This window comes from Enterovibrio makurazakiensis, assembly GCF_050336585.1.
Lineage (GTDB): Bacteria > Pseudomonadota > Gammaproteobacteria > Enterobacterales > Vibrionaceae > Enterovibrio > Enterovibrio gelatinilyticus.
Genome location: NZ_JAKJSE010000016.1, coordinates 46384 through 67007, shown reverse-complemented (window position 1 = coordinate 67007; position 20624 = coordinate 46384). Strand labels below are relative to the sequence as shown.

Annotated in this window: 21 protein-coding genes; 9 read left to right on the top strand and 12 right to left on the bottom strand. The window is 45.4% G+C overall.

What is annotated here, in order from left to right; genetic code table 11:
• Positions 1–69: 69 nt before the first annotated feature.
• Positions 70–309 carry an RNA recognition motif domain-containing protein gene (locus L4D06_RS13060; protein ID WP_274164864.1) on the bottom strand — a complete coding sequence of 80 codons (240 nt, stop codon included), beginning with the start codon at positions 307–309 and terminating at the stop codon, positions 70–72.
• 271 nt (positions 310–580) lie between these two features.
• Between L4D06_RS13060 and L4D06_RS13055 the strand changes: the two genes are divergently transcribed.
• Positions 581–853: a hypothetical protein gene (locus L4D06_RS13055; RefSeq protein ID WP_028023959.1), complete on the top strand. Its 273-nt coding sequence runs from the start codon at positions 581–583 to the stop codon at positions 851–853.
• A gap of 37 nt (positions 854–890) precedes the next feature.
• Here L4D06_RS13055 and L4D06_RS13050 read toward each other — a convergent pair whose 3' ends face one another.
• From L4D06_RS13050 to rluF, 3 genes are all read right to left on the bottom strand, one after another.
• Entirely contained in the window at positions 891–1355 is a 465-nt protein-coding gene (locus L4D06_RS13050; protein ID WP_274164865.1) for a DUF3429 domain-containing protein, read from the bottom strand.
• A 64-nt stretch (positions 1356–1419) separates the two neighbouring features.
• Positions 1420–1683, bottom strand: a complete 264-nt coding sequence (locus L4D06_RS13045; RefSeq protein WP_274164866.1) for a DUF5062 family protein — start codon at positions 1681–1683, stop codon at positions 1420–1422.
• A 223-nt stretch (positions 1684–1906) separates the two neighbouring features.
• Positions 1907–3190 (bottom strand): 23S rRNA pseudouridine(2604) synthase RluF, encoded by a 1284-nt coding sequence (rluF, locus tag L4D06_RS13040; protein ID WP_429739834.1) that lies wholly within the window; start codon positions 3188–3190, stop codon positions 1907–1909.
• Positions 3191–3487: 297 nt separating this feature from the next.
• On the opposite strand from rluF, the gene yqfB reads away from it, so the two are divergent.
• Positions 3488–3811 (top strand): N(4)-acetylcytidine aminohydrolase, encoded by a 324-nt coding sequence (gene yqfB, locus L4D06_RS13035; protein WP_274164871.1) that lies wholly within the window; start codon positions 3488–3490, stop codon positions 3809–3811.
• An 81-nt stretch (positions 3812–3892) separates the two neighbouring features.
• On the opposite strand, the gene L4D06_RS13030 is transcribed toward yqfB, so the two are convergent.
• Both L4D06_RS13030 and L4D06_RS13025 read right to left on the bottom strand, forming a co-directional pair.
• On the bottom strand, positions 3893–5146 hold the full coding sequence (locus L4D06_RS13030; protein WP_429739833.1) for a cysteine desulfurase-like protein: 1254 nt from the start codon (positions 5144–5146) through the stop codon (positions 3893–3895).
• Positions 5124–5759, bottom strand: coding sequence for a 2OG-Fe dioxygenase family protein (locus L4D06_RS13025; RefSeq protein WP_274164873.1), 636 nt, complete (start codon positions 5757–5759; stop codon positions 5124–5126). Before L4D06_RS13025 ends, L4D06_RS13030 begins: the two co-directional genes overlap by 23 nt.
• Positions 5760–6057: 298 nt before the next feature.
• Between L4D06_RS13025 and L4D06_RS13020 the strand changes: the two genes are divergently transcribed.
• A complete protein-coding gene (locus tag L4D06_RS13020) occupies positions 6058–7230 on the top strand; it encodes a GNAT family N-acetyltransferase (RefSeq protein WP_429739831.1) in 1173 nt (390 codons plus the stop codon).
• 58 nt (positions 7231–7288) lie between these two features.
• On the opposite strand, the gene L4D06_RS13015 is transcribed toward L4D06_RS13020, so the two are convergent.
• Together L4D06_RS13015 and L4D06_RS13010 are read right to left on the bottom strand one after the other, a co-directional pair.
• Positions 7289–8815: a sensor domain-containing diguanylate cyclase gene (locus L4D06_RS13015; RefSeq protein ID WP_429739830.1), complete on the bottom strand. Its 1527-nt coding sequence runs from the start codon at positions 8813–8815 to the stop codon at positions 7289–7291.
• Between the two features lie 332 nt (positions 8816–9147).
• Positions 9148–9522 (bottom strand): NADH:ubiquinone oxidoreductase, encoded by a 375-nt coding sequence (locus tag L4D06_RS13010; RefSeq protein WP_429739828.1) that lies wholly within the window; start codon positions 9520–9522, stop codon positions 9148–9150.
• Between the two features lie 467 nt (positions 9523–9989).
• Between L4D06_RS13010 and L4D06_RS13005 the strand changes: the two genes are divergently transcribed.
• Together L4D06_RS13005 and arsJ are read left to right on the top strand one after the other, a co-directional pair.
• Positions 9990–11006, top strand: coding sequence for an ArsJ-associated glyceraldehyde-3-phosphate dehydrogenase (locus L4D06_RS13005; protein ID WP_274164878.1), 1017 nt, complete (start codon positions 9990–9992; stop codon positions 11004–11006).
• Between the two features lie 13 nt (positions 11007–11019).
• Positions 11020–12258 (top strand): organoarsenical effux MFS transporter ArsJ, encoded by a 1239-nt coding sequence (arsJ, locus tag L4D06_RS13000; RefSeq protein ID WP_274164879.1) that lies wholly within the window; start codon positions 11020–11022, stop codon positions 12256–12258.
• 86 nt (positions 12259–12344) lie between these two features.
• Here arsJ and L4D06_RS12995 read toward each other — a convergent pair whose 3' ends face one another.
• The gene (locus L4D06_RS12995; RefSeq protein ID WP_429739825.1) at positions 12345–12692 is read right to left on the bottom strand and encodes a hypothetical protein; all 348 of its coding nucleotides are present in this window, start codon (positions 12690–12692) and stop codon (positions 12345–12347) included.
• 367 nt (positions 12693–13059) lie between these two features.
• On the opposite strand from L4D06_RS12995, the gene L4D06_RS12990 reads away from it, so the two are divergent.
• From L4D06_RS12990 to L4D06_RS12975, 4 genes are all read left to right on the top strand, one after another.
• Entirely contained in the window at positions 13060–13224 is a 165-nt protein-coding gene (locus L4D06_RS12990; RefSeq protein ID WP_274164881.1) for a hypothetical protein, read from the top strand.
• Positions 13225–13482: 258 nt separating this feature from the next.
• Positions 13483–15330 carry a GGDEF domain-containing protein gene (locus L4D06_RS12985; RefSeq protein WP_429739823.1) on the top strand — a complete coding sequence of 616 codons (1848 nt, stop codon included), beginning with the start codon at positions 13483–13485 and terminating at the stop codon, positions 15328–15330.
• Between the two features lie 183 nt (positions 15331–15513).
• Positions 15514–16734, top strand: coding sequence for a glycosyltransferase (locus L4D06_RS12980; RefSeq protein WP_429739821.1), 1221 nt, complete (start codon positions 15514–15516; stop codon positions 16732–16734).
• 180 nt (positions 16735–16914) lie between these two features.
• Positions 16915–17304 carry a response regulator gene (locus L4D06_RS12975; protein WP_429739820.1) on the top strand — a complete coding sequence of 130 codons (390 nt, stop codon included), beginning with the start codon at positions 16915–16917 and terminating at the stop codon, positions 17302–17304.
• Positions 17305–17350: 46 nt separating this feature from the next.
• Here the strand turns inward: L4D06_RS12975 and L4D06_RS12970 are convergent, their stop codons facing one another.
• The 3 genes from L4D06_RS12970 to L4D06_RS12960 form a co-directional block, all read right to left on the bottom strand.
• Positions 17351–18082 (bottom strand): UTRA domain-containing protein, encoded by a 732-nt coding sequence (locus L4D06_RS12970; RefSeq protein WP_429739818.1) that lies wholly within the window; start codon positions 18080–18082, stop codon positions 17351–17353.
• An 83-nt stretch (positions 18083–18165) separates the two neighbouring features.
• A complete protein-coding gene (locus tag L4D06_RS12965; RefSeq protein WP_274164886.1) occupies positions 18166–18480 on the bottom strand; it encodes a hypothetical protein in 315 nt (104 codons plus the stop codon).
• Positions 18481–18791: 311 nt separating this feature from the next.
• The gene (locus tag L4D06_RS12960; protein WP_274164887.1) at positions 18792–20147 is read right to left on the bottom strand and encodes a sigma 54-interacting transcriptional regulator; all 1356 of its coding nucleotides are present in this window, start codon (positions 20145–20147) and stop codon (positions 18792–18794) included.
• Positions 20148–20624 lie beyond the last annotated feature (477 nt).

The following is a 20624-nucleotide window of genomic DNA, read 5'->3' as shown; positions in this document are numbered from 1 at the left end:
CATAGAAGTCTAAAGCAAAAAAGCCAGCCCGTTGAAAGGCTGGCTTTTAAGGTTTTAGAGAAAGCAGAATTAACGATCAGCTTTCTTTACGCGGATCTTGCTCTTGGCAACATCGCTAAGATTTAGGCCAGCAATCGCTGCTTTTGCTTCATCTTCATTTGGCATTTCAACAAACGCAAATCCCTTCGATAGACCCGTTTCTTGGTCTAGAACAAGCGTACACTCTCCCACTGAACCATGTGTGGAGAAAAGAACACGGATTTCATGCTCAGTCATGGTGCGCGCTAGGTTGCGAACTAAAAGTTTCATATTAAGCCGTCTGATATAAAAATTACCGCTGAATTGTCTCAGGTAAGCATGAGCAAACCAAGAAAAGAATCATCACATTGACCGTTCGTTGCTTTTTTGGTCCAGTTTTATCCTTGAACCTCATCCAGCGAGCACTTTCGACCGAACTCTCGAATGCCAGTTTCAGTCAAGGGAGTAAAAATTTTGTCGTCTCGGTGGCGAGAAGTACGCTTTTTGCCGTACCATACAGCGGTAAAAACTTAATAACAACGCGAGCGCAAGGCGAAAATTCATGAACGATGACGACATCCTCACCAGCGAACATCTTTTAGAGATCGTTGAAAACCAACTCAACGACAATCACCCTAAAAAAGTGAAAGAAACATTGATGCGTCTGCGTATGACAGGTTCTTCACAGGAAGAAGCCATTGAGTACATTGCATGTGCGCTGATGGTCGAAGTCTATGACGTGGCAAAAGGTGGTGGTGAGTTCAACCTTAAACGCTACCAAGAACATTTAGATATGTTGCCTGAAATGCCATGGCAAGATGATTTAGAAGACTAAAGCAATAGAGAGAAAAAAGCGCCCTTAGGCGCTTTTTTTATGCTGCTTGTGTGGCTAGCCCACTCATACCGTTGCCTTCCAACCAGTAAAGCAGGAACACATGGCAAACCACCACAACCGCCGTAAGTACCGCTCGCATTAACGTGTACCAAAACGGATAAATCCCTTTGAACATCAGCCCAACTTCTAACGCAAACAAAATCACAAAGGACGCGATCAGTAAGTAGAGTGAGTAAGGATACGGCATCAACAATGCGCCCACCGCAACCAAAGAGAAAACAATGCCTACAGTAAGACCGTTTGTCGGTTTGTCAGGCTTTGCGCCACTGATTGTCATTCCCCAGACTGCGCCAGAAAGAAAGGCCAAAATCACCGCGCTATAACTCAAGAAGGTATGGATTAGAGCGCCTTGCCAATCAATAGGCCAAATGGGCAACAAGATGCCAAAAGCAATAAACGGGATTAATCCCATTGCGCCGTAGATAAGTGCTGTTTTTTTCATGCTCAGAACCTCTCATGTTGCTTTAGCTTATGGTCAATCTACGTAGATGACTTGCAGTGGGTTATCAGTCGACGAGAAGTGGGTGCCCTTCGGGAAGCTGTTTTTGAATCCAAAGCACCAGTTTATGCTTCATATTTGGGCCGTCTTCTTTGTCAGAAGCAAGGGGAACTATCACTTTATCATCCACCAACAAGCGGTAGATGCATTCAATTTTTATCTTATTAGACGTTCCTTCATCAAAAGTTATGTACCCACGCTTCTTGGCGTATTGCTCACCAATACTCAATGCCTTTTTTAATAACTGGGCTTCGTGCTTAATTTTTTTCATTCTTTCACTCCAGCGTAATTCCTCGAACCAGCATATCAGAGAGATAACGATACTCAAACTGGCTCAATGGATGTGCTCCATTAAATACTGTTAGCTCAGTCAGTTAATCTCTGCGATTAACAAGCTTCACCTTTCCGTATTTCGTTCTGTTTGGCAACGCCAATGAAAAAGGGGAGTGACATTATCACTCCCCTTTGTATATCGCTATGCTAAAACGCAGCCCTTATGGACGGCGATCTTTTGGTTTACGCCCACTCGGTGCGCCACCGCTTCGACCACCCTCTTTGCGAGAACCCTCATTACGCGAGCCATGTGAGCGATCGTTCTGCGGACGACCGCTTGGACGTGGGCGCTGCTTGCGCGAGTCACCATTGTTAGAACCCGTTGGACGTGTATCGTCGCGGCGAGGTCTCCCCTCATTACGCGGAGCATCTTTTTTCGGGCGCTCACTTCGATTGTCATCTCTACGACCATTACGGCGGGCATCATCAGAACGCGCATTCTCTTTGCGATCACTCTCTTTGCGATCATTGTCTTTGCGTCCGCCATCTTGGCGAGATGACGGCGAACGTCCGCCGTCCTTACGTTGACCACCCTGACGTTGCCCCTCCTTAGAGAAAGAACGTTGGCCTCCACGACCGCTGCGAGCCGCCGGTTTAGGTTTGGCAAAAGAAATTTTGCCGGAACTCAAGTTCTGTTTTGCCGCATCGCTAGCAGCACTTTTTACATCGCCGTTGCCAATCCCTTCCTCAGAAAACGCCGCATCAGGTTCAAAGGTGCTCTTTGAATCCACTACAGCTGCGTTAATGTCGTCCATTTCCTGCGCCGTCAGTTCACGCCACTCGCCCAATTTCAGCGTACCCAAACGCACATTCATGATGCGGATACGCTTTAGCTTGGTGACCTCAAAACCTAGATATTCACACATGCGGCGAATTTGGCGATTCAAACCCTGAGTCAGAATGATTTTGAAAACAAACTTACTCTGTCTTTCTACAACACAAGGTTTGGTCACGGTATCTAGGATCGGGATACCGTTAGACATCAGCTCAACGAACTTAGGTGTGATAGGACGATCAACGGTCACCAAGTATTCTTTCTCGTGGTTGTTACCAGCGCGAAGAATCTTGTTCACGATATCGCCATCGCTCGTGAGAAAGATAAGCCCTTCTGATGGCTTATCTAGACGTCCGATAGGGAAAATACGTTTAGGATGACCAATTGCTTCCACAATATTCCCGCGCACATTTCGCGCCGTCGTACAGGTGATACCAATTGGTTTGTTGTAAGCAATGTAAACACGATCGACTTTGCTTTCAGGCACTTTATCGATGCGTTTGTTGTTCACCATGACTTCATCACCCGGCAACACTTTCGTGCCAAGCTCAGGGATGATGCCATTGATGGTGACCTTTTGCTGTTCAATGAATTTGTCTGCTTCGCGGCGCGAGCAAAAACCAGAATCACTGATGAATTTATTTAGACGTATTCCGCTACTTGTGTTCACAAACGTTTCTTATCTCAAATTGTACTGTTCTCGTTCAACCAAGCGATCAAAGCGCTATGCCATTTTGAAGGCTGGCGCTCCGCGGTTGACGCGGGTATAACCGCTAATTATACGTTAAACCAAACCCTGCAAGATAGCGGGATACAGGCTTTTATCTATGCCAATCGCTTTAACCCTCCCCCCTCGCGTCGTTTATCACCAAAAAATCGGCTTCTTTCTCTAAAATCCCAATGCAATCGCACCACTCTGTGCTTTAATGCGCACCTATTGTCATCTCACTTATTTGAGGCAATCTCTGTGAGCCAAGCACCCACTAAAATCACGTTCTTTGAATGGCTGACGCCGCTTGTTGCGTCAGGTAAGAAAACCATCACGATCAGAGATGAATCTGAATCCCATTATGTTCCAGGCACACGCGTGGATGTTCATACGCTGGAGAAAGACGCATACGTCTGTCAGATTGACATCGTATCAGTCGAAAAAATTGGCTTTGATGACATCAACGAAGAACACGCAGCTCAAGAGTTCATTGCGCTGGATGAACTCAAGCCGCTGATCCGCGAGATCTACCCGAACGACGAAGATTTCTATGTGATCACCTATACGTTAGTCGGCGAATAAATCCCTATTGCCAAATAACGAAAGAACGCCGACCCAAAAGGTCGGCGAATCATCAACGAACGCATTACAACTTACTGGTTGTTAGGGCTGTGTTGATAAAACCTCTTTTAGTGCATCGAAGAAAACATCGATCTCTTCTATCGTATTGTAATGCATCAAGCCCACGCGCAAGATGCCGCCTTTCGCAGTCACACCAAACGCGTCAGTGAGTTTATCGGCGTAGAGATGACCGCTCCAAACATAGATTTGTCGCTTGCCTAGCGCCTCTGCAACCACCGTTGGGTCTATGTCACCGAATCTCAGAGCAAAAGTCGCCGTGCGCCCTTTTACCTCCTCGACACCATACAACTGCACATTTTCCAGCCTCTGTAACTGCGCTAAGAAATAAGCGGATAGCGTTATTTCATACTGATGAATGTTGTCATATCCCGAAGCCAATCGTTCACGAAGTGTTTCACCATCGCCCAGCGAGGCTAAATAATCCACAGCTGCAACAAATGCACTTAGCGCTTCAAAATTCAGTGTGCCGGTTTCCCAACAATTTGGCGTAACGGTTGGCGCAGGCTCAACTTTATAAGGGGGAATTGACGAGAGCCACTCCTGCTTACCGTACAGAAAACCAAGATGTGGGCCATAGAATTTGTACGCAGAGCCTGCAAGAAAATCGACATCCAATGCGTGTACATCAACCAGTTGGTGCGGCAGTAAATGCACCGCATCCACAAATACTTTCGCGCCCACGTCGTGGCTCATTGCAATCACCGTTTCCAAATCAGTCATGGTGCCAGTGATATTGCTGGCAGCGGTCACAGCCACCAGCCGAGTTCGGCTATTCAGTAAGGCTGCCAACGCATCTAAATCTAACGCACTGGAATCATCGATAACGGGAAGATAATGCACCGTCACGCCTCGGTCTTGTGCTGCCATGACCCAGCTTGATCGGTTCGCACCATGATCAGCCACAGAGACAATCACTTCATCCTCACTTTGCCACTCTTGGCTTAGTGCTCGGCTAAAAGAGAAGGTTATCGACGTCATGTTTGCGCCAAAGAAAATACCCTCTGTCGAAGAGGCCCCCACCAGCGCAGCCGCACTAGCACGAGCACGATCCACCAACGATACCGTTTCCTGACTGACGAGAAACTTGCCACCTAAATTTGAGTTTCCACTGCGAAGGTAATGTCCAAATGCATCAATCACCGAATCTGGAAGCTGAGTGCCACCAGGGCCATCTAGGTATACCGGCGACACGCCGTTAACGGTTCGTTTCAACGCGGGAAACATTGCCCGCAGCTGCTCTACATTGTCTTGATTAAGCAGTGAAAACGAAGACATCACGCACTCCCTCCTCGCCGGCTTCGCTCGACAGCGTTTCTGATATGTGGTGGTAGTATCGCTGATCATCGAGGATCACGAATTGATTAGGCTCGAGTACGGTATTGAGGTGTGGGTGTTGCTCAACGGGCGAGGTATAGATTTGAGTGAATCCACCCGCGATATTTTGGCGCTGAACACAGAAAATACCCACAAAACGAAATCCGTCTTGATGAATGCCCTCTGGCGCGGGGGCACTGGTGTCTTGCGCTGAGCAGGTCACTCGAATTTGGTGCACATCAATATCGCCACTGGCGTGATCCAAACCTGTTGCAGATGCGAACGAGCGCAATAGGTGAACAAATTCAGGAAGTGCCACCATGTCATCATCCATCGGTGCAAAGTGACGTTCAACATCCCCCACCACCCGATTAACATCTGAAGACTGCATAAATGATTGATGAGGTAAGCGTGTTATTTCGCCCCTGTCGTTTAACGTAAAGCGCGCGTAGCTTCTAAAGCGTACGTTACTGTCGACATACGGGTCTTCACTCAGTTTGGCAAAGTAAGGAAGTAACGTTGACGATACTTCTTCTGGTGTTTGGAAAGCTTCGATCAGAAATTTATTTTGCATCTTTCATTCCCTGTTAACCGTAGCAGAACCCAACCTGTTATCAGATTGTTAATGAAATCTTATGCCACACCAAAGGCAAACATCAAGCCCAAAACACCAATAAAGACTGATAAGCCAGTATTAAATATCACCACACTGTCAATCTGGCATATTGCATTGCTTTTGCTCCCGCCGTCGGTATTTTGTACCTCGCTGGGGTATATACCCCTCAATTCTGTGGGTTGTTATTTAACCAAGGCTCAATCAAGATGCGAGTAGAAAATGCTGACGGTTTAAAGCGAAGGACACGAAAAACGGAATGAGTAAGCAGCAAAACGAAACAGACGAATTAACATGCCACGTAGTCTCTTCTATCGCAGAGATTGCAGAAGAAGAATGGAATGCGCTTCTACCGGATGATTATCCGTTTGCTCGTTATGCATTTTTTACCACCCTAGAACAAAGTGAAGTCATTGGTCGAAAAAGCGGTTGGCTACCTCAGTATCTAGCGGTTTACCATCGAAACCACCTTGTTGGCGCAATGCCTTGCTTCTTGAAAACTCACCCTTATGGAGAATATGTGTTTGATTGGTCATGGGCTGAAGCTTATGAAGATGCGGGTATTGAATACTACCCAAAGTTGATCTGTGCGATTCCGTTTACTCCTGCTTCCGGTGAGCGTCTTTTTGTTTCACCAACACATGACCAGCGTGCAGTGAGAGCTTACCTGCTCGGTGGCATGCGCTCTCTCGCCAATCAGTTGGGCTGTTCAGGCACTCACATATTATTCCCGACCGAAACGTCACTCTCTTCAATAACCCATTACGGGTATATGGAACGGCGTGCCGTTCAGTTTCATTGGTTCAATCGAGGTTACGAAACGTTCGACAATTTTCTCGCCACGTTGACATCACGCCGAAGGAAGAATATTCGTAAGGAACGCAAGAGTATTTCGGTGCAAAACGTTAACGTTGAGATACGTGAAGGTGATGATATTTGTCCATCAGATTGGCAAACCTTCTACCGTTTTTATCAGCGAACATATTTGAAACGTTCGGGGCACACTGGCTATCTCAATCAGGCGTTTTTTGAGCAATTGGGTGCCTCTTTAACAGACAACCTTGTATTAGCTCTGGCATTTATTGACGATGAACCGGTTGCTGGCGCACTGTATTTCAAATCGACACACACTCTTTATGGGCGCTACTGGGGATGTCTAGCAGAATACGAAAATCTTCATTTCGAGCTTTGCTACTACCAAGGTATCGAATACTGCATTAAGCATGGTCTTCACCGTTTCGATGCGGGTGCTCAGGGTGAACACAAACTTATGCGTGGGTTTGAACCCATACTCACCTACTCAGCCCACCACTTAGAACACCAAGGCTTTCATCAAGCGATCGGCGATTACTTACAGCGAGAACATCACCTTATTCAGCAATACCTAGAAGATGCCAAGGCACACCTGCCATATCGAATGGAATCACAATAACCTCACCATTCTCGAACTTTGCAACGCGCCACAACACATCCTGGCTATCCCAAATTGGCTAGTTGACCAATTTGGGCCGCCGCAATGATCTGAAATGTTGCTGTCGGTTTCGCCCTTGCGCTTTTGCAGCGTACAGCGCTTTATCCGCTTCTTTGAACAAGGTTTCCACGGAGCCTGAAGCACGATTGGGCGACATAGAAGCGATGCCAATGCTCATTGTGATCCGGCAATCCCACGAATATGGCAATTTAGAGAAGCTCATACACACACGGTCCGCGAGACACTCTGCTTCTTCTGCGCTCAATTCTGGACAGACAACCATAAATTCATCGCCTCCCCATCGGCCAATATGATCCACCTTGCGAAAGACATTGCGGAGGTGATCTGCTGTCATTACCAACCCTTCATCACCGGCTGTGTGACCTTCACTGTCATTTAGCTCTTTAAAATGATCAATATCGATGAGTAACACTGAAAGGTTTCGCCCATATCGCTTGGCACGTTTCACTTCGACACCAAACAACTGCTCCATCGAGCGGCGATTTCGCAGATTCGTTAAAAGGTCGTATTGAGACTCTTTTTCAAGTTTCTTGTGATGTGATAAGTCGCGAACTATCGCAATATTTCGATGCGTTTTATTGTGCTGAAAAGACGCAATCGTCACGGATAGAGGCATGGTATCACCCGACTTTGACAGCCCTCTCACTTCAGTTGATGAGTTTGACATTCGCCTCATTCGAACAGCCTCTGAAAAATCTTCTCGATATTTAACATGAGCTTCGCGTAAAGATTCGTCCATCAAGCTTTCAATTTCCATTCCCATTAGCTCTTTCTCGTTGTAACCAAAAATTGTTGTTACAGCATGGTTCGTTCGCAAGATACGGCCTTGATCGTCTACGTATATGCACCCATCTGGAGATGAGTTAAAAATTGCATCTGTCTCTTGTAACCGATAGAACAAACGCCGAGCGATAATAGAAACCGAAAGTGCTAGAGCAAGGATCACGACCAAAGGGAATGATGAAGACACATAAAGCCAGAACTGATTTTTCTGATTACTTTCATTAATTGAGGTGTATTTCAAAGAGACTTTTGTTTCTAAGTCCGCACGAAGACGTGTCAGTGCTTTTCGAGATTCGTTGTCATCAACCTTAACGAGTTTGTCCACTTCAACGGCAGGTTCATACTTATACTCCACATAGATTAGGTTCAGCATTTGAAAGTACTCATTCAATGTGCTTTGGACAACAATGAGATCTTTCATGTGGGTTTCAGACAGATCAGCAAGAAACAAATTCAACAAGGCATCATTGGCCTTCCAATAGCTCTCAGTCGCCTCAATGTAGTAGTAGTCCGTTCTTCTCAAAACATAATTTTTAAAATGATGAATAAAACCCAAATAGCCAAATGCGCGCTCTAGCGCCGCCAGCTCGAGTGCCACATTCACCTGTTCTTGTGACTCTATGTGCCAATCTTCATTTAGCTTTTCAATGTAGTCAGTCTGCTTAACGGTATAGCCTAACGAAATCGTCAGCATGGATATGCACAAAGCAAAGAGAGTGAGATTTAGGTTTCTCTTCGACATGCTTCCTCGAAAATTTATTTTATTTATTAGTACTATGTATTGTAGTAAAGAGACCGAGAGTGCAGTGTGTTACACCAAATTCTGTGAGTCCTACGTCAATGCAACTCGACAAACCCGCTGATGGATGTTTAGGAAAGCGAAAAGAAGATCAAACAACAGAAATAGAACGGGAAATTGTTACGGCTATCAAACACGTAACATGGTTAGGCAGAAACATCGTTACGCAGAAACAGTTAACCGGCAGCAGAAGAGTGTGGTTTAAGGTTGAAAACAAAAAAGGTGGCATAGCCACCTTCTGTTTTCATCGAAACGGTTTTATAGATTTACCTGCATTAGCCTTCGCTTGTTTGCAGTTTCGCCTTCACTGCGTCAATTCGCTTGCCCATGTATTCTCTGTACTTGAAGTAGCCATACGTGGCGACCAAAGAGAAGAACAAGTATGACAATGCAAAAATAAAAGGCGATGTGAGCAATTCTCTTTCAACACTCCACATAACACCAAATACGGTGATGCCCATCTTGACGGCGAAACCCGAAATAAGCATGAGAAGAGCAAGTTGTGGGTATTTCGTATGGCGAAAACTTAGCCAATAACAACAGCCTACCGCCAATGTGGCTAGTGAGAACCCCACCATGTACGAGTGGAAATGATCACCAGCAAGGATGCCGCCGACAACCGATAGAAAAATAACCACAAAAAAGGCCATCTCAACTCCTACAACCATAAAGAATGAACATACTGAGCACCTTTTGCTCGCTGATGCGTATTTTTGCACACTTTGTAGACAGTTGCTAAAACATAAAATGTTACATTTCAGCTACATTTCTTTACCAATTCATACCTTTGTATACAATGAAACATCTATTTTTCTTTGGGTTAGCATCAAAATTCCGAGTTAATAATTTGTTGTCTTGTTACCGCTGGAAACATATTGTTACGAATTAAATAATTTTTTTGCGACTCAGCGAGTGTTACCGTTCTGCATACGCTACTTTTTGTTCGACTCAAGCTCTGGATTTCGCCACACAGTCCTTCAGTTTTCCGGGTTTTCGCACTCTTCTATTTACTGTCAACGAAGTTTCACTTTACATATGTTATTTCGTATATATGATTTTCCGCATATTAGTTTTTCATCGCATTCCGTTTTCACGGAGAGATAAGTAAGGATCAAGAATGACAATCAAAATCGGCATCAATGGATTTGGAAGAATGGGCCGCCTCACGTTTCGAGCTGCATTTGATCAAAGCGACGTAGAATTTGTTGCGATCAATGACCCAGAGGGCGATGCTGCAACACTTGCTCACCTTGCAAATTTCGACTCTGTTCATGGCCGCTGGCATCACGAAGCACACGCTGACGGAAACCAAATCACCGTCAATGATACCGTGATCACATGCAGCCAAAACCGCGCCATTGAAGATACTGATTGGTCGGGTTGCGACATCGTTATCGAAGCATCAGGCAAAATGAAAACCAAATCATTGCTAGACGCTTACCTCGCACAAGGCGTAAAACGCGTGGTTGTGACTGCACCTGTCAAAGAAGATGGCGTACTTAACGTTGTCATGGGCGTTAACCACGAAGACTACGACCCTGAAAACCACCCCATTGTGACCGCAGCATCTTGTACAACAAACTGCTTGGCGCCTGTCGTTAAGGTCATCCATGAACAATTGGGGATTGTGCATGGTTCAATGACAACGATCCACGACATTACCAACACACAAACCATCATCGATGCGCCACATAAAGACCTTCGTCGTGCTCGCGCCTGTGGAAGTTCACTTATTCCAACCACAACGGGGTCTGCAACTGCTATTACGCATATTTTCCCTGAGCTTAAAGGCAAGCTTAACGGTCATGCTGTGCGCGTTCCATTAACCAACGCGTCGTTGACTGACTGTGTTTTTGAAGTCAGCCGCTCCACAACCGAGCAAGAAGTTAACCAAATGCTCAAAGAAGCTGCTGACGGCGCTCTCAAAGGGATCATGGGATATGAAGAACGTCCATTGGTGTCGATCGACTACCGAACCGACCCTCGCTCTGGAATCATAGACGCCCTATCCACCATGGTGATTAACGGCACTCAGGTTAAGCTCTACGTCTGGTATGACAATGAGTGGGGTTATGCAAACCGTACCGCCGAACTCGCACTCATGGTTGGTCGCAAAGACAAAGCGACACAGTAGGAGATAACAATTCATGGCATTGGCGTCTCTTTCGTCAGAACTGAAACAATACCTGATTGTTACTGGCAACTACTGGGCATTCACGCTCACTGATGGTGCCTTAAGAATGCTGGTTGTCCTTCACTTTCATAGTTTGGGATACAGCCCGCTTGATATCGCGTTACTGTTTTTGTTTTACGAACTGTTTGGTGTCGTCACCAATCTCGTGGGTGGGTGGCTAGGTGCACATATCGGCCTGAATCGCACCATGAACATCGGATTGGGCCTGCAAATCTTAGCGCTAGGCATGCTATTGGTGCCGACTACATTGCTGTCTGTAGGATGGGTCATGGCAGCACAAGCAGTGTCAGGTATCGCTAAAGACCTCAATAAAATGAGTGCTAAGAGCGCGGTCAAAACACTTGTTCCTGCCAATGCAGAAGGCAAACTCTATCAATGGGTCGCGGTGCTGACAGGGTCAAAGAATGCGCTCAAAGGCGCGGGGTTTTTCCTGGGTGGTGCGTTACTTTCGCTGTTCGGCTTTCAAGGTGCGGTTGGGCTGATGGCTGCCATGTTGACCATTGTGTGGATAAGCAGTTTGTTTTTCTTACATGCCGATATTGGGCAAGCAAAGAACAAACCCAAATTCACGCAACTGTTCTCAAAGAGTGCACCAATCAATGTGCTGTCTGCTGCGCGTATGTGCTTGTTTGGCGCCCGAGATGTTTGGTTTGTCGTTGCACTTCCCGTGTTCCTTGCAAGTCAATTAGGTTGGAACCATTGGTACGTCGGCGGATTCCTCGCATGCTGGGTGATTGGCTATGGCATAGTGCAAGGATTCGCGCCTAGTATCACGGGTAAAGCATCGGGTAAGGTTCCCGATGGGCGCGTGGCCATGATATGGGCTGGAATGTTAACCGTGATACCGGCGCTCATTGCATTGGCGCTGGCTAATGGTATAGCGCCAATATTTAGCGTCGTGATTGGATTACTAGTTTTCGGCGGGATATTCGCAGTCAATTCGTCTCTTCACAGCTATCTCATTGTGAGTTATGCACGAGAAGACGGGGTATCACTCGACGTTGGGTTTTACTACATGGCGAATGCCATGGGCCGTCTACTTGGGACACTGCTATCAGGGTGGATATACCAAGAACATGGACTAGTAGCGTGTTTGTGGGCTTCCAGCATTCTGCTCGCCATTGCCTGTACTGTCTCTTACTGGTTACCCACTGGTAGTCAGAATGTGTCGAGCTCTTCGTCGCGTTTGTGATTTTTAAACTTACCTAGTACAGTACAGACACAAAAATGCCGAGCAAAATACTCGGCATTTTTTCATCTATAGACCAATGCTATTGGCTATGCCACAGGGCACATTTCCGCGCATTCGCGCTGCTTTTCCAAATAAGCGTTATTCAGTGCGCTGACTTCAACAACAGGCCCTAGCATTTTGACGCGCATTAATGCGCCATGTGAACCCGAGATTTCTGCAACATGCCCCTCTGAGTAGTCACTCTCGTAGGAAAATGTCTCAATGGCTAAATGCAGCAAGTTGAAATCTTGTCTGCGGACAGAAAGGTAAGAACGCCACATCAGAGCATCAAAAACTTCTGAAGTGCTATAGGCTCTAATGACAAAACGCCACCCTCTGTCTGCCCCATAAAAATCTAACGGGAAGAACTTTCTGATTCGTTTTTTAGTTTTCAATGTTGTATCTCTTTTCCATGTGAAAACCGAGGTGTACAAGAATTGAGTATAGAGGGAGATCGTAGGGATGCCATRAAATCATTGGAAATAAATTGTTGTTTTCATTACAGTCTATACTTTCAATTTTACAGATCTGGGTCTATCGGCTCAGCATAATCTGCTAACACGAAGGCTCGACCGTTCCCATGAGTTTTATAGCCTAATCTTGCCTTGAAGCCACCTCGACGTTGCCTATCACACCGATCAAACCGATTGCTTCATCCATCACAGAGCACTGGCACTCGTCGGGAGGGTATACTCGATGAGGTATACACGATAATCTGATGTCACTCGAAATGATTGGCGAACTTTGGGGCGAGAATATTACATGAAATTAAAGATTTTCCGATGGGTTATTGTCGTCGTACTGGTTTTTGGCGCATTCATTCTTGGTGTCGAGTTTCAAAAATTCACCTACTTAGATGCTTGTCTCGACATGGGTGAAGAAAGCCAAGTAGGTAGTCATCGTATCTGTGTCTTGCAAGAACAATAATCCTAACCAAAATCGAACGTTAAAGTCTTGAGGTGACTCTCGAACAAAACTTTCTCAAGGTCGCTATCCTGACGCTACGGTTCAACGCATTGAGGCTTTTTCATTAAAGATAACTCTTTGAATGTCCCTTCATTTTAATGGATAATGATAATATGCTCAATTGATACTATAAACAGCAGATCAATTTAAACTGAGTTGGGCACCTTTTGAGGTAAACTATCAAAAAGACAGTGTTCTGTTCATCACAATGAGTCGTGCATGCAAAATCCTTTTTCAACATTGCGCCAAAGTATCCAGTCAAAAATTACTGCAATAGTCCTTGGATTAAGCCTTACATTCGCTGTCGTTTCTATTTCCGTGCAACTTCACCTCAATTATACCGGTATCCATTCATTAACGGTCACTGCACTAGAAAACAGAGCAAAAGACACCTTGTCGACCATTCGCTACTCCCTGAAAAAACAAGATACGTCTTTGCTTTTTCATCAATTGCTTAGCCTTGCTGATATGCCCTATGTGTCAAATGTCTACTTCGTCACAAGCAATGGTGAAGAGTTTTGGGCAGACAATGTGACCCGAATAGACCAAGAAGGTCAGAATAAAGAACACACTATATCAATAGCGGAGGATGGCGTCGGCGAGCTCAATATCTATTTAGCACTTGATACAATCGAAAACGATGCCTTCAATCATGCCTTGCCTTCTGCGCTGATCTACCTCGTCGAAGCGTTAGCTATCGCAATGTTATTGCTGATCACGCTGAGAAAAACATACATAAAACCTGTTAAAGCTCTCGTTAATAGTATCGACAAAATTGATCTATACCGTGTCAACAAGTTCGCGATCCCAAAAACGCTAACACGCCATGAAGATGAAATTGGTCAAGTAGCAAGATCTGTGCAAGAGCTTTACATGCGTATTCGCGCCGACGCTATCGAAAAACGACTGAGTGAACGCACATTGAAACAACATAAGTCGCTGTTGTTAGAAGAAGTCAACGCGCGCACTCAAACTGTCGAGTGGCAAAATCTCGCCAATAAATTACTAGCCGATTTATCACTAAGACTCTTAAAAGGCCACAAAACCAATATCGAACATGATGTTCGCTGCAGCATGCCAAGATTGGCGGAGCTATTCGGATCTGACCATATTTTCTGGTTGTCGTTTGAACAAGACATGATTAGCTATCGCGCTTCGTTTCCAGAAGACAGCCATCAGCCAACCATCGACTTCAGCAACATGTATAAAGTGAAGCGATGGTTGATGGAGGCGCAAAGTGTCGCCGTGGTCGACATTGAAAACCTCAGTGACAACGCGTTGGCTGAGCGTGATTTCCTTGAAGATGTCGGCATCCACAGCTTGGCTATGTTCCCCCTCACTGATGGTCGAAAGAGCTTTGGGCTGCTCGCCGCGACCAACAATCACACCTCACTTGATTGGAACGAGAATAAAAGTCTGCTTCTAACACGTTTTGCCACCATGCTCAGTGAACTGACCATTCGCGAGCGTGACCACTTCGCAATGACTGAGCTACAAGAAGAACTCATCATGGCTAATGAAAGACTGCGGGTGGAAGCAGAAACCGATGAACTGACGAACTTACTAAACCGTCGCCCTTTTAGTCGTCAGTTAAGTGCTGCCTTATACAACGCTGTAGATGACTCATCCAGTGTGGCGGTGATGATGATCGATATCGACCACTTTAAAGCATACAACGACATCTACGGCCACCTGCAAGGTGATAACGTTTTGTCTCGTGTTGCACACGCAATGAGCCGAGTTGCTAAAGCTTGGAATGCGCCCATTGCTAGATTCGGCGGCGAAGAATTTTCCGTTTTAATACCCAACTGTAACTTGGATAAAGCGCAAAAAATTGCCTGGCAATTGTGCCAAACCGTCAGAGATCTGTGTATCTCACACCAAGGCAGCGTAAACAGCGGGATTATCACTATCAGTATTGGCGGTGTTACTTGTGAACCACATGGTAGGACCAAGCCTAATGAGCTTTTAGAATCTGCTGATCAGAGTTTATACAAAGCCAAACATGCGGGTCGAAATCGGGCTGTCATGCAGCCTTACCTTGCTTTAGACAAAGAGCACCTTTAGCCCATTTTAATACTCATTTGTACCGACGCCCTGCACTCTTAACGTCGGTACGCCTCTCCATTTAACGTCAGCACGCCTAATTTCAGCCATTTTTTTCGCTTTTGTCTCTGAATTCAGAAAAGTAGCCTTGCGCAACCATGCGACTATGTGAACATCGTCTTCGTTTGTGTAAGAGTCACTGAAATGTTAGTTGAACCTTCACCTATTCATATCTGCCACATCGTGAGCTCAATGGGCGACGCGATGCAGAATGATCAGGTATTCTCTAACATTCGTCAGTTTCGACAACCCGAATTTGAACACACTTTAATCGTACTTAAGCGATCGAAAATATTATCTACCAAACACTTACCCGCAAACGTCTCTTGTTTAGAATTAAACGTCGGAGACTCGCACCTCCGCCAATATCTAGAGTGCAGAGATGCGCTCATTGCCCTTAAACCTCATGTTTGTGTGACCTATGGCAGCAAACTCTATCCAATGCAGTGGGTAGCAAAAAGGCTGAATGTACCAGTAAAACTGCATGTTCATCGTCAGGAAGAAAAGCCGCGTAATGCGCTCAGTGTGTGGTTTCATGAGTGGATGCATCGCACGCTCTCACATTCATCTGACTTCGTGGTCGCTCCTTCGGATAAGTCGCTGGCTTGGCTAACCCAAAATGCAAAGATCCCCAGCGCCAAAATCAAGTTGATTCGCCAAGGTATCGAGAGCCAAAAATTCTGCCCACCACTGAGAGCCGTTGACAACACAATTACCGAAAGCCTTGTTGGCAGTGTTGCTGTTCCCTCACACCGCTTGGTGATTGGCTTAAGCGTGTCGGGTCTAAGTAAGCACGTCATAACCGAATTTTTTGACGAGTATTTTGCCGCTTGCTTACACTCTCCCATGTTTGCACAACAAACGTTGCTGCTAGTTGTTGGTAAGACGCCATATCAAAACACGTTACAAAAAGAAGTCGACAATCGCGGATTCACTGAGAAGCAAGTCAGTTTCACGGGTCATTTGAACAACCTCACTTTCTTTCTCAAGCATATCGACATCTACGTTTATCTGCAGCCGCAAGAAATGGCGGTTTCGTTGCTTAAAGCCATGTCTATGGGCCTGCCCATTGCTTCAACTCGACCGGCCAATCAATATCCAAACGATAACGAAGCGCATCCGATTTATTGGTCAACGGATACGGAACATGATCTGCTTCGAGATCAACTGTTGGATCTATTTTTGAAAAGCAACAAGCGATTGAAATTGGGCCGAGCTTCACGGCGCTATGTCCAAGATAAACATCACCCCGCCGTCTATGAAGCTCAATATCGAGATTTGTTTAAACGCAGCAAATTACCAAACGCGTCGCAGGTCTCAGACAACGATTCAAGTCATATTCATTCTTCGCGGATTAATCACTGATCCGCGACAAGCTTACTCAGCGCTAACACCCTCAAACACACCACTTCACGCTAGCAGCATGGATAATGTCTGGCTGCTGGGCGCCTATGTCTTTCCAAAATCCTCTTTAAAGCCGCTCGAAGTTACTGAGGTTTGGGCTATATTTTATTCAAGCAGCCGATTTTAAGGTAATTCTCATCGATGAAAATTCTGGTCGTGGATGACATGACATCCATCAGACATGTCATGCTAAATTTGCTCAGAAGCATCAATTACTTTGATCTAGAGGAAGCGACCAATGGTTGGCAGGCTTTGCAAATGGTCAAAAAGAATCGCTATGATCTGCTGATCACTGATTTAAATATGCCTAAAATGGATGGACGAGAGTTGCTCAAAGAAGTTCGAGCAGACCCGACACTCAAACACACTCCCGTACTAGTTGTTTCTAGTGAACAAGATAAAGAACGCGTTAAAGAACTCATACAGAATGGCGTCAATGGATTCGTCATAAAACCCTTTAACGCAGCGACGCTACAAAAGCAGATCCAACGGATAGAACGCCAAATAAAGTTAAAGTCGGCCGATAAATAAGCGTTATATCACCTCGTCATGCAGAGAGTCGCCTGATGCCATTTCTCTATGATAGCGATGTGAATTCAATCGCCATATCCAACGTCACTGCATTATGACGCCAATGCTCTACGACGTATTCTTGCGCGACACCTGTTTCGTCAACATTCACTTTAGAAATACGCAAAGCTGGCGCGCCCATTGTCGCTTTTATCTTGCTTGCAATATCATCGTCAAAGGTCGAAGAACGCACCGAGTATTTGCAGGATGTGGTAATTAGCTGCCAATGTTCACGATAGAGCGAGGATAAATCTCCATCCAATGGATGCTGAAGTAGGTTGGGAACCCTATCCGCTCGCACATAATGCTGGGCATACATCACCGCTTTACCATCGAGGTAGTGAATACGCCCAAACGCGAAGACTTCCGTAAAGGGGGGAAGAGATAGATATTGCGTGCTTTCTTTATTACCCATCACACTCTCAGCAACGTCCAACTCAGTACGAGAAGAGCGCCCCTGAGCCTGAGCTACCGATGAAAATGCAAAAGGTACGGACAAGTCGAGACGAAGTGCACGATGAGCAATAAACCAACCACGCCTGTCTTCGCGATAAATCAAACCATCAGCTTCAAGCAACGAAAGCGATTCTCTCAAGGTAACTCGGGTAGTTTTGAAAGATTCAGACAGTTTTCTTTCAGAAGGAAGCTTTGCTCCAGCCGCTAACTGACCACTTTGAATTTGCTCTTTGATGGCATTCTTGATTTTGATGTATTGCAAGGTCGTGATTTCGCTCAACAATTAACAATCGTTTTAGCATACCGCAGGTACAGAGAGAATACAGCTTAGAGAAACACGATAGGTGGACGTTCGAAGGAAGTTTTTTAGCTCTCACGAACGCCAGTAAGCCTGATTATGTCCATACGCTCTAGCTCTTGAAGCAAACGTCGAGCGTATTGAGCTTCGCAAACAGACAAAGCAGACAATGCCGCTCCAAGAGGGAGGTTCTTTTCTATCAGAGACAAGAAGACGCTAGTTGCACTATCACAAATCATCACATCATCCGTGTTAGGGCTAAATAGAACAAGCTGATCGCCAGATTCGTAGCTACACACATCAAGTGAAAAATTTTCAGAAAGAGATACATCGACTTCAGCTTTCAGAACCAAATTGCTATCCACTAATTCAGCCACTCTCATCCTGCTACTCCATATCGCTATCGCCAAAACGCCACAAACAAGGGAAACATCAACAAGCGAGGGTTGTGGAAACACCGCTTGTTGCTACAACAAATTTTCATCAAGAAGAAGTAGGCAGGTTAATTCAATTTACGTTGACGTTATTCGTGCCAGAGACAATCAACGACACATACATCAACCGCTACAATTAACCCATACCTATATTCACTGTATATGCTCCTCAAAGAAGCCAAAGCAAAAGGAACACCTATTTCACCTTCAGTCTCACTATTGACTCAAGCCACGATAACCAACTTATGGCACAGCGTTGGTTAGCGCTGCAGCGCATATTTATCAATCAAGGTGTATAAAGTCGGACGAGAGACTCCTAACAAGTTTGCAGTTTGAGACATATTTCCTTCCGCTCTAGCCAGAGCACGCGTGACTGCTTGGCGCTCTGCTTCCTCTCTTACCTGGCGGATGTTCAGTGGTAAGCCTGAATCCTTCTTGTGTTCTTTTGTTAGCGCCAAGTCGGATGCTGTAATGTGGTTTCCATCGGCCATAATCACGGCAGACTTAATCTTGTTTTGAAGCTCCCTAACATTCCCAGGCCATACATGAGCCTGCAAGGCTTCCAAGGCATCTTCAGTAAAGCCTGAAACATTACGATTCATCGACTGATTAAACTGAAGCAAGAAGGTCTTGGCGAGCAATAGAATGTCATCGCTGCGCTCTCTTAAGGGGGGAATGGAAATTGCCACTTCGCCAACGATGTTTAACAAATCATCTCGAAAGCGCTTTTCCGAACTCTTTTGCCTCAAATCCTGATGTGTCGCGCAAACAATTTTCACATCGACAGGAATGGCATGCCTACCTGAAACACGGTCCACGAGCCTACTTTGCAAGAATCGTAAAATCTTGCCTTGAATGTGCAGTGGCATGTCGCCAATTTCATCCAAAAACAAGGTTCCACCATGTGCAGATTCGATTTTACCCAGCTTCACTCGATGAACACCGGAGGTGTCATTTTCAACACCAAATAATTCGTTTTCGAGCAATGCTTCTGGAATAGACGCACAGTTAATCGTGATAAACGGTTTCTCACTTCGAGAACTACGATCATGAACTGCTCTAGCAAGCAGACCTTTTCCCGTCCCACTTTCACCAATGATAAGAGTGTTGATATCCGTTAACGACACACGGTCAACCATTCGTAGCAACTGCATCATCTGTGGGCTTCCACCCACAATAGAATCTTGCCGACGCTCAAAACTCTTAAGACGATAAACTTCTTGTTCCAACTTAGCGACATGACGGGCACGGCGCATAAGCAGCCTTAAGTATTCATCACTAAATGGCCGCTCTATCACATCAAATGCGCCAGCTTCTAAAGCAAGCACGGCATCGCTGTCTTTGTCATTTTCTACCACAACCAAGATTTTCGTGCGCGGCGCATAAGACAGCATCTCTTTTATCAAAGACAAGGTATTTGCGTCACACCGCCCAATCAAAACAACTGCGGTCAAAAACTGCTGCAAAGATGCAGATACCCCCAAAGAGTTCGCAGTGAGTAAAGAGCCTTCGCCTTCCAGCGCTTGGCTATATTTTCTTTGTGTTTCTGGGTCATCCTCTACAATTAGCAGCGCTTCATGTAACTGAGAAGCCAAACCCTGATGAGTATCGACCATGGTTCTCCCCCTTTATGGGTATTAACACCTTATGTGTGAAAGGCCTCAGGCCAAGCGTGAGTGCATTGCAAGCAGTCACATTCGGAAGCAACACGGAAGCCGTGTTTATTGCCTTTTTGGCGCATCAAACCCATTGGAGTAAATCTGGCTAAGGAATCAAACTACACACTACTTTCCACTCGCCTTAAGTTATTATTTTGATTACCCCATTGGTTTTATTAAAGTCACAGGTGTTATGTCGTTATAGCTAAAAACGATATACATCGAAAAAGTAACAACAGAGAGTGCCGGAAATCTATTTTGATATAAGACCACATTTCTGACTCTCTCAGCGAGATAATCAAGAGCATATAGACTGAGAACAATTGCCCACAATAATATGCAATAAGATGCGCCTATTGCGTTGCATTCAATATGTACCCAGCCTCTTCAATCACACGAATACCCAGAAAGAATCTTTTGCTTTCTCCTGACAAT

Bases quoted from the DNA above. Each gene is read 5' to 3' on its own strand.
- L4D06_RS13060 (WP_274164864.1), bottom strand. From the start codon at position 309: ATGAAACTTTTAGTTCGCAACCTAGCGCGCACCATGACTGAGCATGAA.
- L4D06_RS13055 (WP_028023959.1), top strand. From the start codon at position 581: ATGAACGATGACGACATCCTCACCAGCGAACATCTTTTAGAGATCGTT.
- L4D06_RS13050 (WP_274164865.1), bottom strand. From the start codon at position 1,355: ATGAAAAAAACAGCACTTATCTACGGCGCAATGGGATTAATCCCGTTT.
- L4D06_RS13045 (WP_274164866.1), bottom strand. From the start codon at position 1,683: ATGAAAAAAATTAAGCACGAAGCCCAGTTATTAAAAAAGGCATTGAGT.
- L4D06_RS13030 (WP_429739833.1), bottom strand. From the start codon at position 5,146: ATGTCTTCGTTTTCACTGCTTAATCAAGACAATGTAGAGCAGCTGCGG.
- L4D06_RS13025 (WP_274164873.1), bottom strand. From the start codon at position 5,759: ATGCAAAATAAATTTCTGATCGAAGCTTTCCAAACACCAGAAGAAGTA.
- L4D06_RS13020 (WP_429739831.1), top strand. From the start codon at position 6,058: ATGAGTAAGCAGCAAAACGAAACAGACGAATTAACATGCCACGTAGTC.
- L4D06_RS13015 (WP_429739830.1), bottom strand. From the start codon at position 8,815: ATGTCGAAGAGAAACCTAAATCTCACTCTCTTTGCTTTGTGCATATCC.
- L4D06_RS13010 (WP_429739828.1), bottom strand. From the start codon at position 9,522: ATGGCCTTTTTTGTGGTTATTTTTCTATCGGTTGTCGGCGGCATCCTT.
- L4D06_RS13005 (WP_274164878.1), top strand. From the start codon at position 9,990: ATGACAATCAAAATCGGCATCAATGGATTTGGAAGAATGGGCCGCCTC.
- arsJ (WP_274164879.1), top strand. From the start codon at position 11,020: ATGGCATTGGCGTCTCTTTCGTCAGAACTGAAACAATACCTGATTGTT.
- L4D06_RS12990 (WP_274164881.1), top strand. From the start codon at position 13,060: ATGAAATTAAAGATTTTCCGATGGGTTATTGTCGTCGTACTGGTTTTT.
- L4D06_RS12985 (WP_429739823.1), top strand. From the start codon at position 13,483: ATGCAAAATCCTTTTTCAACATTGCGCCAAAGTATCCAGTCAAAAATT.
- L4D06_RS12980 (WP_429739821.1), top strand. From the start codon at position 15,514: ATGTTAGTTGAACCTTCACCTATTCATATCTGCCACATCGTGAGCTCA.
- L4D06_RS12975 (WP_429739820.1), top strand. From the start codon at position 16,915: ATGAAAATTCTGGTCGTGGATGACATGACATCCATCAGACATGTCATG.
- L4D06_RS12965 (WP_274164886.1), bottom strand. From the start codon at position 18,480: ATGAGAGTGGCTGAATTAGTGGATAGCAATTTGGTTCTGAAAGCTGAA.
- L4D06_RS12960 (WP_274164887.1), bottom strand. From the start codon at position 20,147: ATGGTCGATACTCATCAGGGTTTGGCTTCTCAGTTACATGAAGCGCTG.